The organism is Paraburkholderia sp. DD10 (assembly GCF_049177125.1).
Taxonomy (GTDB): domain Bacteria; phylum Pseudomonadota; class Gammaproteobacteria; order Burkholderiales; family Burkholderiaceae; genus Paraburkholderia; species Paraburkholderia terricola.
This window is the reverse complement of record NZ_CP185393.1, coordinates 1,328,051-1,342,107: the sequence shown is the minus strand read 5'-3', so window position 1 is coordinate 1,342,107 and position 14,057 is coordinate 1,328,051. Positions and strand designations below refer to the sequence as shown.

General features: G+C 66.4%; 11 protein-coding genes. 9 read left to right on the top strand and 2 right to left on the bottom strand.

Translation table 11 applies throughout. The annotated features are described in order from the left end of the window. Window positions 1-4: 4 nt before the first annotated feature. The 6 genes from ctaD (at window position 5) to ACOCG7_RS21385 (ending at window position 7,381) form a co-directional block, all read left to right on the top strand. Entirely contained in the window at window positions 5-2,047 is a 2,043-nt protein-coding gene (gene ctaD / locus ACOCG7_RS21410; RefSeq protein ID WP_244744065.1) for a cytochrome c oxidase subunit I, read from the top strand. A gap of 1 nt (window position 2,048) precedes the next feature. Beyond that, entirely contained in the window at window positions 2,049-2,687 is a 639-nt protein-coding gene (locus ACOCG7_RS21405; RefSeq protein WP_244744067.1) for a cytochrome c oxidase subunit 3, read from the top strand. Next, window positions 2,684-3,127, top strand: a complete 444-nt coding sequence (locus ACOCG7_RS21400; protein ID WP_310124990.1) for a hypothetical protein — start codon at window positions 2,684-2,686, stop codon at window positions 3,125-3,127. Before ACOCG7_RS21405 ends, ACOCG7_RS21400 begins: the two co-directional genes overlap by 4 nt. Window positions 3,128-3,129: 2 nt before the next feature. Then, on the top strand, window positions 3,130-4,641 hold the full coding sequence (locus ACOCG7_RS21395; protein WP_416448071.1) for a c-type cytochrome: 1,512 nt from the start codon (window positions 3,130-3,132) through the stop codon (window positions 4,639-4,641). 103 nt (window positions 4,642-4,744) lie between these two features. Continuing rightward, on the top strand, window positions 4,745-6,718 hold the full coding sequence (locus tag ACOCG7_RS21390) for a PAS domain-containing hybrid sensor histidine kinase/response regulator (protein WP_244744068.1): 1,974 nt from the start codon (window positions 4,745-4,747) through the stop codon (window positions 6,716-6,718). Between the two features lie 162 nt (window positions 6,719-6,880). Beyond that, a complete protein-coding gene (locus ACOCG7_RS21385) occupies window positions 6,881-7,381 on the top strand; it encodes a DUF421 domain-containing protein (protein ID WP_073431091.1) in 501 nt (166 codons plus the stop codon). Window positions 7,382-7,391: 10 nt separating this feature from the next. Here the strand turns inward: ACOCG7_RS21385 and ACOCG7_RS21380 are convergent, their stop codons facing one another. After that, on the bottom strand, window positions 7,392-8,789 hold the full coding sequence (locus tag ACOCG7_RS21380; protein ID WP_347142921.1) for an MFS transporter: 1,398 nt from the start codon (window positions 8,787-8,789) through the stop codon (window positions 7,392-7,394). A 230-nt stretch (window positions 8,790-9,019) separates the two neighbouring features. Between ACOCG7_RS21380 and ACOCG7_RS21375 the strand changes: the two genes are divergently transcribed. After that, the gene (locus tag ACOCG7_RS21375; RefSeq protein ID WP_244744070.1) at window positions 9,020-9,172 is read left to right on the top strand and encodes a hypothetical protein; all 153 of its coding nucleotides are present in this window, start codon (window positions 9,020-9,022) and stop codon (window positions 9,170-9,172) included. Window positions 9,173-9,316: 144 nt separating this feature from the next. Here ACOCG7_RS21375 and ACOCG7_RS21370 read toward each other — a convergent pair whose 3' ends face one another. Continuing rightward, entirely contained in the window at window positions 9,317-9,529 is a 213-nt protein-coding gene (locus ACOCG7_RS21370; protein WP_143031967.1) for a hypothetical protein, read from the bottom strand. 412 nt (window positions 9,530-9,941) lie between these two features. Here ACOCG7_RS21370 and mprF point away from each other — a divergent pair, with 412 nt between their 5' ends. Then, window positions 9,942-12,494, top strand: coding sequence for a bifunctional lysylphosphatidylglycerol flippase/synthetase MprF (mprF, locus tag ACOCG7_RS21365; protein ID WP_244745000.1), 2,553 nt, complete (start codon window positions 9,942-9,944; stop codon window positions 12,492-12,494). Then, complete coding sequence (locus ACOCG7_RS21360; protein ID WP_244744071.1) at window positions 12,491-13,756, top strand: virulence factor family protein; 1,266 nt, start codon at window positions 12,491-12,493, stop codon at window positions 13,754-13,756. Before mprF ends, ACOCG7_RS21360 begins: the two co-directional genes overlap by 4 nt. The last annotated feature ends 301 nt before the right edge of the window (window positions 13,757-14,057 follow it).

Genomic DNA, 14,057 nt, shown 5'->3' with positions numbered 1-14,057 from the left:
TTCGATGTCCGATCACGCCGCGTCCGCTGCCACACCGGGCGCTACGAACACCGCTTCAACGAGCACGCCGCCCGCTGCCTCGCCACTCGCGCGCACGCCACGGCGCGGCCGCGTGCTGCCCGGCAGCGCCGAGGAAAAGCGCCTGCGCGAAATCTGGGAAGCCCCGCCGGGCTGGCGCGGCTGGCTCTCCACGGTCGATCACAAGACCATCGGCCTGCGCTACCTCGTCACCGCGTTCGTTTTTCTGCTGATGGGCGGCGTCGAAGCGCTGATCATGCGTGTCCAGCTCGCGCGCCCCAACGCGACGGTGCTCAGTCCCGAGCAATACAACCAGCTCTTCACGATGCACGGCGTGACGATGATCTTTCTGTACGCGTTGCCCGTGCTGTCCGGCTTTTCGAACTACCTGTGGCCGCTCGTGCTCGGCTCGCGCGACATGGCGTTTCCGCGGCTGAACGCGCTGTCGTACTGGGTGTTTCTGTTCGCGGGCATCTTTCTGTATGCGAGCTTTCCGAGCGGCCAGGCGCCGAACGCCGGCTGGTTCAACTACGCGCCGCTCTCCGGCCTCGAATACAGCAGCGGGCCGAATATCGACGTGTACGCGCTCGGCATGGTGCTGCTCGGCATCTCGACGACGGTCGGCGCGATGAACTTCGTCGTCACGTTGCTGCGCATGCGCGCGCCGGGCATGTCGCTCGACCGGATGCCCGTGCTGGTGTGGGGCACGCTCACCGCGTCGGGCGGCAATCTGCTGGTGGTGCCCTCGGTGAGTCTCGCGTTCCTGCTGCTGTGGATGGATCGGCGCATCGGCACGCACTTTTTCGACGCGCTCAACGGCGGCCGTCCGCTGCTCTGGCAGCACCTGTTCTGGATCTTCGCGCATCCGTGGGTCTATGCGGTCGTGCTGCCGGCAATGGGCATCGTCTCCGATGCGTTGCCGGTGTTTTGCCGACGGCCGTTGGTCGGCTATGGACCGGTCGCGCTCTCCACCGTCGCGACGATGGTGATCGGCTTCGTCGTGTGGATTCACCATATGTTCGCGACCGGCATTCCGGCGCTGGCGCTGTCGTTTTTCGGCGCGGCCAGCATGGTGATCGCGATTCCGAGCGCGGTCGCCACCTTCGCATGGATCGCGACGATCTGGACGGGCCGGCCGGTGTTTCGCGTGCCGTTCCTGTTCTTCGCGGGCTTCGTGCTGCTGTTCGTGGTGGGTGGCGTCTCCGGCGTGATGACGGCAGCGGTGCCGCTCGACTGGCAACTCACCGACACGTACTTCGTGGTCGCGCATCTGCATTACGTGCTGCTCGGCATCAACGTGTTCCCGGTGATCGGCGGCATCTATTTCTGGTTTCCGAAGTTCACCGGCAAGATGATGAGCGAGCGCCTCGGCAAGCTCGGTTTCTGGGTGCTGTTCGTCGACTTTAACGTCGCGTTCTTTCCGATGCATATCGCGGGGCTGCTCGGCATGCCGCGACGCATCTACACCTATCCCGCCGAGATGGGCTGGAACACGGCGAATCTGATTACCTCGCTGGGTTCGTTTCTGTTTGCGGCGGGCGTGCTGATCTTTCTGATCGACGTGCTCGTGAGCCTGAAACGCGGCAAGCCGGCCGGCGACAATCCGTGGGACGCGCCCACGCTCGAATGGTCGATGAGTTCGCCGCCGCCGCCGTACAACTTCGCGGTCGTGCCGTGGCTCGCGAGCCGTCATCCGTTGTGGGAAGGCCGCATCGACGAGCCGGGCATCACGGTCCCCATGCGCTCGCAACTCGACGAAGGCTATCTGCTCGCGCAGGGCCGCGAGGCGCTCGGCACGACCGCGCTCGAAGCCAACCCCGATGTGATTCTGAAGATGCCCGGTGATTCGTATGCGCCGTTCTGGCTCGCGGTGTTCGCGACGCTGGTGTTCGCCGGGCTCGCGTTGGGCGCGTGGATTTTCGCGGGCGCGATGCTGGCGGGCTGCGCGGTGTCGATCGTGGTGTGGTTGTGGCCCGAGCGCGCGTTGATCCAGCGCGAGCCGGTCGCCGTGCGCGACGCGGGAGGCTGACGTGAGCGACGCCGTCGACCTGAATCAGCCTTCGCGCGAGCCCGCGCAGCCGCATCCCTTGCCGGTGGGCAGCGCCGGCGAGCGCTCGGGCGGCTGGTGGGGGTGCCTCACGCTGATCGCCACCGAAGGTTCGCTGTTCGGTTATCTGATCTTTTCGTATCTGTACCTGGTCTCGCAGACGCCGCAGCATTGGCCGCCTGAAGGGCTGCCGAAGCTCGGGCTCGGCATCGCCAACACGGCGATTCTGCTGTCGAGCAGCGTGTTCGTGTGGCTGTGCGAGCGCTGCGTGCGGCGCGCCCGTCTGCGCTGGGCGGTGGCGTCGATGGCGCTGGGCGTGGTGCTCGGCTGCGCGTTCATGGGCATTCAGTTGATCGAGTGGCGCGCGCATCCGTATGACTTGAGCACGCATCTCTATGGTTCGCTGTATTTCACGATCACCGGTTTTCATATGGCGCACGTGGCGGTGGGCATCGTCGTGCTGCTGTTTCTGCTGCTGTGGACCGCGCTCGGTTATTTCGACGAACAACGCTGCGCCGCGTTGACGATCGGCGGGCTGTATTGGCATTTCGTCGATGTCGTGTGGCTGTTTATTTTCAGCACGCTGTATCTGACGCCTTACCTGTTTCGGGGGTGGTCGTGACCGATGACATGACGCCGCGCCTGAGCCGCGAGCCGCCGCAGGTGCCGCATCCGGCCATGCGCCACATGCTGATCGGCCTGCTGCTCGCGCCGTTTGCATGGCTCGCGCAGATGGTGACGACGGAAGCGCTCGCCGCGCAGAGCTGCTATCCGTTCGATCGGCCGCTGTCGGCGCCGCTCGTCGTGTGGATGCGTCCGGCGCTTTTCACGGTGAGCGCGCTGTGTCTCGCGGCCGGCGTGTTCGGCACGTTGACCGCGTGGCGCACGATGCGCCGCATCGGGCCGATGCAGTGGGGCGCGTTGAGCGGCAAGCGCCGCACGCGCGCCGAACTGGACTGGTTCCTGAGCCGCATCGCCGCGATGTGCAGCGCGCTGTTCCTGTTCGCGTTGATCGCGACCGACGTGGCGTTGGCGATCGTGTCGCCATGCAGGGGGTGGTGACGATGCGCGGGTTCAGCGATCACGTTGCGTGGCACGGCGGACGGCCGGCATGGCGGCGGCTTTGGCATGCCGTGCTCGGCGGCGTCGTGACGCTGGCGTTGGTGTCGAGCGCGGGCGGCACGGGCGGCACTGCGAGCGGCACCGAGAACAGCACGGCGAACGGCCTCATGAGCGGCACCACGAACAGCAGGGCGAATCGCACCGTGAACGGCGTCATGAACAGCACCGCGAACAGCACCGCAAACGGCGTCACGACCAGCACCGCGCCCACCACCAACACCACCACCGCCCAGATCGCTCGCGGCGCCTACCTCGCGAAAGCCGCCGACTGCGCCGGCTGCCACACAGCCCCGCCACGCGTGACGCACCCCGGCGCCGCGCCCACCGCAACGCCGGCATTCGCCGGCGGTCTCGGCATGGTTTCGCCGTTCGGCACCATCTACTCGTCGAACATCACGCCGGACCCGCGCTCGGGCATCGGCCGCTATAGCTACGACGATTTCGCGCGCGCCGTGCGCGAGGGCGTGGCGCCCGGCGGCAAACGGCTGTATCCGGCGATGCCGTACCCCTCGTTTGCGAAGATCGACGACGCCGACATGCACTCGCTCTACGCGTACTTCATGCACGGCGTGCAGCCGGTGGCGGCACCCGCGCCCGCGACCCGCCTGCCGTTTCCGTTCAACCAGCGCTGGGCGCTCGCGGTCTGGAACTGGGCCTTCGCGCCGAGCGGCCCGTTCAAGCCCGAGCCGACCCGCGACGCGCAATGGAATCGCGGCGCGTATCTCGCGCAGTCGCTCGGACATTGCGGCGCGTGCCACACGCCGCGCGGAGCCGCCTACGAGGAGCGCGGCTATAGCGAGGCCGATCCGCTCTTTCTGACGGGCGGCACCAACGACCACTGGTTCGCGCCGAATCTGACGGGCGACCCCGGCTCGGGTCTCGGCAGGCATTCGGCCGCGGACATCGCCGCGTTCCTGAAGCACGGCCACGGCGGCGGACTGATCGCGTTCGGCAGCATGGTGCAGGTGGTCGAAGACAGCACGCAATATCTGAGGGACGCCGACCTCGCGGCGCTCGCCGCCTATCTGAAGAGCTTGCCGCCGCGCGCGCCGAGCGGGCACTTCAACGAGCGTTCGCGCGCCGCGCGGCAGAGCGTTCAGGCGCTGAAAACCGGCGACGTCGAACGGCCCGGCGCCGGCCTCTACGCCGCTTATTGCGCGCGTTGCCATCAGACGGACGGCGCGGGCGTGCCGCAAAAGTATCCGCGCCTCGCGGGCAATCCGGCGGTGTTGTCGGCGTCCAGCACGTCGCTCGTGCGTTTGCTCGTCGAGGGCGGCCGGAGCCCGCGCACGGAACACGGTCCCGAGCCGCGCAAGATGCCGTCGTTCGCCGATCAGTTGAGCGACAGCGAAATGGCCCACGTGCTAACGTTCATTCGCAATACGTGGGGCAATGCGGCAGCGCCGGTGACGACGCGCGACGTGTCGAGCGTGCGCGGCGCTTTACACAAATAGCGCGGCCCGGGTCCGTCGCAACGGCGCGCACGGCCTGATGAGCGAGGCGGCCGGCTGTCGGCGGTGTATGCTTTTGAATGAACCTCTATTCTTCCCGACCCCCATGAAAGAGTTCGATCTCCCTTCCGCCGGCGAGAACGGCGGTCCCGCCCAGAATCCCGCCGCCGTCCGCGCGAGCGCGCTCGTCAACGTCGATTACGGGACGCTGGTGCAGGCGATCGAGGACTACGCGATCTTCCTGCTCGACGCGACCGGGCATGTCGTCAGTTGGAGCGTCGGCGCGCAGAAACTGAAGGGCTACACCGAGCACGAGATCATCGGCCAGCACTTCTCGCGCTTCTACACCGCGGAAGCGTTGGCGCGCGACTGGCCCGCCTACGAACTGCAACAGGCGGCGCTGACCGGCCGCTTCGAGGACGAAGGCTGGCGCGTGCGCAAGGACGGCTCGACCTTCTGGGCCAACGTCGTGATCACGGCGATCCGCAACCAGGCGGGCGTGCTCAGCGGTTTCGCCAAGATCACGCGCGACCTGACCGCGAAACGCGAATATCTCGAAGCGCTGCGGCAAAGCGAGGAGCGTTTTCGTCTGCTGGTCGACAACGTCAAGGATTACGCGATATTCATGCTCGATCCGCAAGGTCATGTGGCGAGCTGGAACGAGGGCGCCGCGCGCATCAAAGGCTATGCGCGCGACGAAATCGTCGGCCGGCATTTCTCGGTGTTCTATTTGCCGGAAGACGCGGCGGCGGGCAAGCCCGCGCGCGAACTCGCCATCGCCCGGCAGCTCGGCCACGTGGAGGACGAAGGCTGGCGCGTACGCAAGGACGGCTCGAGTTTCTGGGCCAACGTCAACATCACGGCGGTGTATGACGAATCGAAGCGGCTGCGCGGCTTCGCCAAAATCACGCGCGATCTGACCGAGCGGCGTCAGCGTGAAGAACTGGAGCGCTCGGGCGAACGCATGCGCAAGTTTCTCGCGACCCTCGCGCACGAGTTGCGCAATCCGCTCGCGCCCGTGCGCAACGCGATCGGCGTGATGCAGATCGAGGCGGGAGTGAGTCCCACGCTGGCGCGCTCGCGCGATCTGATCGATCGCCAGGTCACGCATCTCACGCGGCTCGTCGACGATCTGCTCGACATCGGCCGGATCATGTCGGACAAGGTCGAGTTGCGCATTGGCCGCGTCGATCTCGGCGAGGTGGTGGCGCGCGGCATGGAAGCGGCGCGGCCGTTTACCGACGCGCATTCGCAGACCGTTGTAACGAACCTGCCGCGCGAACCGGTGGTCGTGCGCGGCGACATGACGCGTCTCGTGCAGGTGTTGCAGAACCTGCTGCACAACGCGTCGAAGTTCTCGCCGGTGGGCAGCCGCATCGAGATCGTGGTCCGCCTCGATTATCAGATGGCCGTGATGGAAGTGCGCGATCCGGGTTGCGGCATTCCGCTGCGTTCGCTCGATACGATCTTCGAGTTGTTCGTGCAGGAAAAGGACGGGCAAAGTGTCGGCGAAGGCGGCCTCGGCATCGGCCTCACGTTGTGCAAGTCGCTGATCGAAATGCATGGCGGCAGCATTGTCGCGAGCAGCGCGGGGCCGGGGCGCGGCAGCACGTTCACGCTGAGTCTGCCGCTCGCCGCGGCGTCCTCCGAGGCCGCCGCCGCTCAGCCGGGCGAGGCCTCGGGCGAGGTTGCGCCGCTGCGCATCCTGCTGGTCGACGACAACCGCGACTCCGCCGACAGTCTCGCGATGCTGCTCGAACTCAAAGGCCACGAAGTGCGCATCGCCTACGAGGGCGAGGCGGCGCTGCACGTCGCGCCGCGCTTTGCGCCGCATCTCGCCGTGATCGACCTGGCGATGCCGAAGATGGACGGCTACGCGACGCTCGCGGCGCTGCGGGCCATGCCGGAACTCGCCGACACGATGTTCGCCGCGATGACCGGCTTCGGCCATGAGAGCGATCGCGAGAGCACTGCAAAGGCCGGCTTCCATGTTCATCTCGTGAAGCCGGTCGAGCTTGCCCGCTTCGATGCATTGCTGGCGCAGGTCGAACAGCGGCGCGGCGGGGGCGGTGGCGGCTAGCCGGGTTCACGCCCGTTTTCATCGCTTCACGTTCCGCGCATCGCGCTGCCTTGCGGGCATTGAATACCCGAGGCACATCGTTTGCTGCGCGCCCTATGAACGCTGCGGCCGCCGCTCGCGACAGAGAAAACCAGGGCGGCCGCCTGTCGCGAGGAGGGCGATATGAACGACGTGATTTTCACGCTGTTTGGCGACGGCAGGAATCTCGATCCGCTGCAGATGGGTCTGCGCGCCGTGATCGTGTTCGTGATCACGTTGGTGTTGATCCGCATCTCGGGCCGGCGCTCGTTCGGGCAGCGCTCGCCGTTCGATCTGGTGGTGGTGATCCTGCTCGGCGCGACGCTGAGCCGGGCGATCGTCGGCGCGTCGCCGTTTCTCGCGACGATCGCGGCGGCGTTCGTGATCGTCGTGTGCCATCGGCTGCTGGCGTGGGCTTGCGTGCACTCGCATGGGCTGGAGCGGCTGGTCGGCGGCGGCGAACGCGAGGTATTCAGCAACGGCAAATTCAACGACGACGAAATGAACGCCGCGCTGATTACGGCAACCGATATTCGCGAGAGCGTGCGGCAGAAAACCGGCGCGTGCTCGTTCGACAACGTGGCCGCCGCGATTCTCGAACGCAACGGCGAGGTGAGCGTGATTCGCAAGAAGCAGCCCGGTTAAGGGCACCGGGTCAGCCGCGGCCGCCGCGCGCGATCTCGTCGCCGGCGCCGTGCGGCAGACGCCGCGTGACCGGAATCGAGGCGAACGAGCACAAACCCACCACCAGGAACGCCGGCCAGAAGTCCGACCACATAATGCTCGGATGCCCATGCAGCGCGCGCGAAATCTGCAGCACGATACCGCCGATCGTCACGCCCAGACCGAGCGACATCTGCTGCACCACGCTGCCGAGGCTGGTGGCGCGGCCCACGTCGCGGCTCGCGATTTCCGCGTAAGTGAGCGAGTTCAGACTCGTGAATTGCAGCGCGGGAAAGAAGCCGCCGAGCAGCACGACCGCCCAGATGATCCAGACCGGCGTACCGGGGAAAAACAGTCCGCACGCCGCGATCGACAAGCCCGACAATGCCGCGTTGACCACCAGCACCGAGCGAAAGCCATAGCGATGCAGCACGCTCGAGGCGACCGTGCGCATGAACATGCCGCCGAACGCGGAAGCACACGTGATCAGGCCGGATTCGAACGCGCTCATGCCGTGGCCCTCCTGCAGCATCAGCGGCAGCAGAAACGGCAAGGCGCCGAGCCCGATGCGAAACAGCGAGCCGCCGAGCACGCTCGCCTGGAACGTCGGCACCTTGAAAAAGCGCAGATCGAGCAAGGGCAACTCGACGCGCCGCGCGTACACCACGTAACCCGCGAGCAGCACGGCGCCGCTTGCGCACATGCCGAACGCGTCCCGATTCGAAATCAGTTCGCCGCCCACCAGCGAGAGCCCCAGCAGAAGCAGCACCGCGCCCGCCGCCGAGAGAAAGAAACCGATCCAGTCGAGCGGGCCGGGGTGGGGTTCACGCGTATTGGCGATGTGCCGGTTGGTCAGATAGATGCCGAGCATGCCGATCGGCACGTTGATGAAGAAGATCAGGCGCCAGTGCAGATAGGTCGTGATGAAGCCGCCGAGCAGCGGCCCGGCGGCCGGGCCGAGCATCGCGGGCACGCTCAGGTAGTTCATCGCGCGGATGAAATCGGATTTGTGGACGACCCGGAAAATGATGATGCGGCCGACCGGCACCATCATCGCGCCGCCCACGCCTTGCACGAAACGCGCGAGCGTGAAGGTCGCCAGCGAATTCGACGCGGCGCACAACAGCGAGCCGGTCACGAAGATGCCGATCGCGGTGCGAAAGATGGTGCGCGCGCCGAAACGGTCGGCGAGCCAGCCGCACACGGGGATGAACACGCCGAGACCGAGCACGTAGCTCGTCACCGCGATTTTCAGCGTGACCGGATCGCGCCCGAAGTCGCGTGCCATGGCCGGCAATGCGGTGACGATCACATTGGCGTCGACGCTTTCCATGAACATCGCGCAAGCGACGATGAGCGGCGCGATCAGGGCTTTCTGGACGACGGGCATGAAGGCGGGTCTGCGGCGTGCTGTCGCAGGCAAAGGGCCATTATTGCACCTGTACGGTGCGGTTTGCTAATAGCCGGGCGCTGAGGCCGTCCCGCTGCGAAAGACGCTGCGAGCGGCCGTGACCGTCGCGCAACAAGTCCACAGCGGGTTTTTAATATTTGTTGCAGTGCGACAGGATAGGTCTATAATCGGGTTATTCCCTAGGTATAAACCCTATATAGAAGCCCACCATGAACACCGCTACTCATACCGCAGCCGCTCGCGCCACCACCGCCAAGAACACCACCTTGCTGGGCAAACTGCGCGCCCTGGCGCTGCACGCGTTGAACCTGCATCTGCAAACCTGCGCCGTGATCGCTGAAGCGCACCGCCGTCCGCAGTAAGGGCACGCAGTAAGGGCAGTACCGCAGCCGGCACTGGCTGCAGGACTTGGCGGGCGCGCGAGTGCGCCGTCTCTGCCGCGCTCGCGGCAGCACGCTCACGATTCACGCGCGCCCGTCCGGTTGCCCACTGCTTTGCTTGCGTATTCAGTCGCGAGTGCGCTTCGACACCCTCGCCACGACGTTTCGCATCTTCATCGCTCGCGCGGAAAACGAACTCATCAAAAGCGCGGTCGACACCAGACCCAGCAGACAGATTCCCGCCATCATCCATTCCTGATTCGCCATCATCGTTCTCCTTGGGTCGAACTTCGCTTCACGCGGCACGTTCGCGACAGGTTGCCGGGCCGTTACTTCCATTTACGGCACATGAAGCGCAAAGCTTGATAGAGCAGAGCGGCTTACGGATCGCTCATGGCTGTTTCGGATCATCGGCGCGACGCCGAATCTTCATTCCGCACGACGCGATTCGCGTTTACACTCCTGCCCCTGTCGAGCGCGGCGCGATCCTCGTCGACATCTCGACCCAATCATCTTGCGCACCGCCATGGCAAACGCGCAACGTGCATTCAGCCTCGATCACGAGCCCCAGGTTAATCCCGGGTTGAACGGCTGCTGCTGTCAACCTTTTCAATGTTTTGCCGTTATCTCGTTGTAATCGCCGAGGCAAGGCGATGTCGCGGCAGACGACCCGTCGTCGTGACAGCTCCACGCAAGGCCCGCATTGACCATGTTCCATCGACATAACAATAAGTTCGACCGGCTAGTCGCGATGTTCGACCGTGCATCGAAAACGCTTGACCACCGGGGAATCCTCTCGCCCTTGCTCGCGCTCGTCATCGGCGGGCTGCTGCTGATCGTCTTGCAGCATCTTTCACAAGCGGTCGACTACCGCTCGGTGATGCGCGAATTGCGTCATCTGAGCGCCGGCGAGTGGACCGCCGCGCTCGCCGCGACCACGCTCAGTTATGTGGCGCTGGTCGGCCGCGATCTCGTCGGCTTGCGATACCTGGGCGTCGCCGTGCCGCGTGCCGCGCTGTGGATCGGCGCCACCGCAGGCTCGGCGCTCGGCAATGCGACCGGGTTTGGCGCGTTGACGGGCGGCGCGGTGCGCGCGCGGGTCTACGGCGTGGCGAGCGTCACGCCCGCGCAGATCGGCCGCATGACGGTGTTCACGAGCGTGTCGCTGGCGCTCGCGCTGGTGCTGATGACGGCGCTCGGCATGGTCTGCGCCGCCGGCCTGCTCGCGCCGATGCTTCATCTCACGCCGATGGCGCTCCGCTGGAGCGGCGCGGCGCTGCTCATCGCGCTTGCGCTCGCGGCCGCTGCCTGCCGTCGCGACACGCGCGCGGTCCGCACGCGCTGGGCGTGGCTGTCGTTCGACATTCCGGCGCGCCGCGATCTGCTCGAGCAAGTGGCGCTCGCCGTGGTCGACGTGGTGGCCGCGGGCCTTGCGCTGTGGGCGCTGCTGCCGCATGCGGACGTGAGCTTCGTCACCTTCATCACCGTCTATGCCGCGGCCATGCTGCTCGGCATGATCGGCCATACGCCCGGCGGCGTCGGCGTATTCGAAGCCGCCATGGTGTTCACGCTGAACGGCAGCGTACCCACTCAGCAGATGGTCGCGGCGCTGCTCGCCTATCGCGCGATTTACTTCGGCGCGCCGCTGGTCGTCTCGGCCGCGCTGCTCGCCGGCTTCGAGGGCCGCGCGCTGAAAGGGCGTTTGCCGCTGCACCACGCGGCGGCCGTATCGAAGCTCGCGCCGCTGTTTCTGAGTCTCGTCACGTTCGTGGTCGGCGGCATGCTGGTGATTTCCAGCGCGACGCCCGCGTTCTGGCAACGCATTCGCATTCTGCGCGACGTGCTGCCGCTGTGGGTGCTCGAAAGCTCGCAGCTGCTATGCAGCGTGCTCGGCGTATTGCTGCTGTTCGTCGCGCGCGGGCTGTTGCGCCGGCTGGACGCCGCCTGGTGGATGACCTTGCTGCTGGCGGTGCTGAGCCTCGCGCTGTCGCTCACCAAGGGTCTCGCGTTCGTGGAGGCGGCCGTGCTCGGCATGCTGATCGTGCTGCTGCTCGCCACGCGCAAGCGCTTCAATCGTCACTCGTCGCTGTTCGCCGAACGCTTTACGGCGGGCTGGCTGGTCTCCGTCGCGATGGTGCTGATGCTGGCCGTCTGGGTGATGCTGTTCGCCTTCCGCGACGTGCCGTACACGGGCGACCTGTGGTGGCAATTCGCCTTCGACGAACGCGCGCCGCGTGCGTTGCGCGCCACGCTGGCCGCGAGCCTGTTCGCCGCGACGTTCTGTTTCTGGCAACTGCTGCGCCCGGCGCCCGGCCATTTCGTCAAGCCGGCGCCGGAAGATCTGCAGGACGCGGCGCGCATCGTGCGCGCGCAGGAGCGCAGCGACGCCGGCCTCGCGCTGATGGGCGACAAGAGCTTCCTCTTTTCCGAGTCGCGTGAAGCCTTCCTGATGTACGCGAAAAACGGCCGCACGTGGGCCGCGCTGCACGATCCGGTGGGGCCGCGCGAGGAATGGGCCGGCCTGATCGGCAAGTTCGTCGCGCTCGCGCATGCGCACGGCGGGCGCGCGGCGTTCTATCAGGTGCGCGCCAACGCGTTGCCGCTTTACCTCGACGCCGGCCTCACGCTGATGAAGCTCGGCGAGGAAGCCCACGTCGTGCTCGACGATTTCGACCTGAAGGGCTCGCATCGCGCGCATCTGCGCTATGCGCTCAAGCGTGGCGAGCGTGACGGCTTCACCGTCGACGTGATTCATCGGGCCGACGTGCCGGCGTCGCTCGAAACGCTGCGGCAGATCTCCGACGGCTGGCTCGGCAGCCGCGACGCGCGCGAAAAGAGCTTTTCGGTCGCCGCGTTTACCGACGACTACCTCGCCGCGCAATCGGTGATGCTGGTGCGCCAGCACGGCGAGCCGGTGGCGTTCGTCACCTTCATGACGACCGACATGCATACCGAAGCCACGGTCGGCGTGATGCGGCATGTGGCGAGCGCCTCGCCTTACGCGATGGAATACCTGTTCACGCAACTGGCGCTGCATCTGAAGCAGGCGGGCTTCCGCTCGCTGAGTCTCGGCATCGCGCCGCTCTCCGGCATGCAGCCCACGCCGCTGGCGTCGCGCTGGCATCGCCTCGCCGGCATCGTGTGGCGCTTCGGCGGCCGCTTCTACAACTTCCGCGGACTGCGCGCTTTCAAGAGCAAGTTCCAGCCGCATTGGGAGCCGCGCTATCTCGCGGCGTCGGGTTCGGTGGGCGTGTTCTTCACGCTCGCGGACCTGTCATTGCTGGCGGGAGGCCGGCGCTCATGACATTGCATCGTTTCTTCAGGCTCGCCGTGGCGGCGAGCTGCCTGATCGGCGGCAGCGGCGCCCACGCCGCGACCAGCATCGTGCCGGGCGGCCGTTATGGCGAGGTCAGGGTCACGCAGCCGGCGGGACCGTTGCGGGGTTTCGTCGTGCTGTACTCGCAAGCGAGCGGCTGGAGCGCCGCGGACCAGCAGGCTGCCGATGAGCTCGCCAAGGCCGGCGCGTTGACCGTCGGCGTGGATACGGCGCGTTATGCGGCCAATCTGCGCGCGCGGAAGGAGGCCTGCCATCAACTGGTGGGCGATGCCGAGGCCTTGAGCCATCAGTTGGAACGGCAATCGCAATCGAGCCATTATTTCGCGCCGATCGTTGCGGGCACGGGGCAGGGCGCGACGCTCGCGATGCACGTGCTGGAGCAGGCGCCGTCGAACACGATCGCCGGCGCGGTGACCGTGGATGCGGAACGCACGCTCGATGCGCGCTTTCGGCCATGCCCGCCCGACCCGACCGTGATCCGCGACAAGGTGCCGGGCTTCGTCGAAAAGGCCACGACGGGCAACGCGGATCGCGCGCGCCTCGTCGCATTGCTCACGCCGCATCTGCAAGCGGTGTCGACGAGCGACGAGGACGTCTCCGACTTGCCGCTCATCGAGTTGCCGGCGGCGCAGCCAAACGGGCTCATGGCGATCGTGATTTCCGGCGACGGCGGTTGGCGCGATCTGGACAAGACCATCGCTCAAGGATTGCAGAAAGACGGCGTTTCTGTGATCGGCTGGGACAGCCTGCGTTATTTCTGGAGCGAGAAGCCGCCCGCGCAGACGAGCCGCGACCTCGCGCGCGTGATGCAAACCTACGGTTCACGCTGGCATGCTCAGCACATCGCGCTGATCGGCTATTCGTTCGGCGCGGACGTGATGCCGTTCGCGTACAACCGGCTGCCCGAGGCGCAGCGCGCGAAAGTGTCGTTGATCGCGCTGCTCGGCTTCGCGCCCGACGCCGATTTCCAGATTCGCGTGGGCGGCTGGCTCGGCATGCCGGCAAGCGATAGGGCCTTGAAGGTGCTGCCCGAAGTGGCGCGCGTGCCGCCCGCGATCGTGCAGTGCTTCTACGGCGAGAGCGAGAAAGACACGTTGTGTCCGGTACTCGGCAAAACCGGCATCGAGGTGATTCGCACCTCGGGCAGCCATCACTTCGGCGGCGACTACAACGCGCTCGAGCGGCACATTCTGAGCGCCTTCAAGAAGCGCAGCGGCGTGGGCAACTGACCGGCGTCCGGTGCCCGGCGTGCCGCTTCGGGCCGGTCTTCGCGCGCGCTCAAGCGTATGTCGGGAGCGCTATCGCTCATGGGACGGCCCGGCGATTTTTCCCGCGCTAACGCAGCGCGCGTTGCGGGACGGTCCCAACTGCCGCTGCTGCAGCGGTCCGCTCGACGAACGACTGGACCAACCGAGCTTTCATATCGGGCCGGTTGTGTCCGATACGGGTTTGCGCGCCGCCCAGGCGGCGCACCGTCCTTGACAAACATCGCGAGCTCAACGATGATCCGGCGCATGAACTGCCTCGACA

Excerpts from the sequence above, each read along its gene's own strand:
- ctaD (WP_244744065.1), top strand. The coding sequence starts at position 5 with ATGTCCGATCACGCCGCGTCCGCTGCCACACCGGGCGCTACGAACACC.
- ACOCG7_RS21395 (WP_416448071.1), top strand. The coding sequence starts at position 3,130 with ATGCGCGGGTTCAGCGATCACGTTGCGTGGCACGGCGGACGGCCGGCA.
- ACOCG7_RS21390 (WP_244744068.1), top strand. The coding sequence starts at position 4,745 with ATGAAAGAGTTCGATCTCCCTTCCGCCGGCGAGAACGGCGGTCCCGCC.
- ACOCG7_RS21385 (WP_073431091.1), top strand. The coding sequence starts at position 6,881 with ATGAACGACGTGATTTTCACGCTGTTTGGCGACGGCAGGAATCTCGAT.
- ACOCG7_RS21380 (WP_347142921.1), bottom strand. The coding sequence starts at position 8,789 with ATGCCCGTCGTCCAGAAAGCCCTGATCGCGCCGCTCATCGTCGCTTGC.
- ACOCG7_RS21375 (WP_244744070.1), top strand. The coding sequence starts at position 9,020 with ATGAACACCGCTACTCATACCGCAGCCGCTCGCGCCACCACCGCCAAG.
- ACOCG7_RS21370 (WP_143031967.1), bottom strand. The coding sequence starts at position 9,529 with ATGGAAGTAACGGCCCGGCAACCTGTCGCGAACGTGCCGCGTGAAGCG.
- mprF (WP_244745000.1), top strand. The coding sequence starts at position 9,942 with ATGTTCGACCGTGCATCGAAAACGCTTGACCACCGGGGAATCCTCTCG.
- ACOCG7_RS21360 (WP_244744071.1), top strand. The coding sequence starts at position 12,491 with ATGACATTGCATCGTTTCTTCAGGCTCGCCGTGGCGGCGAGCTGCCTG.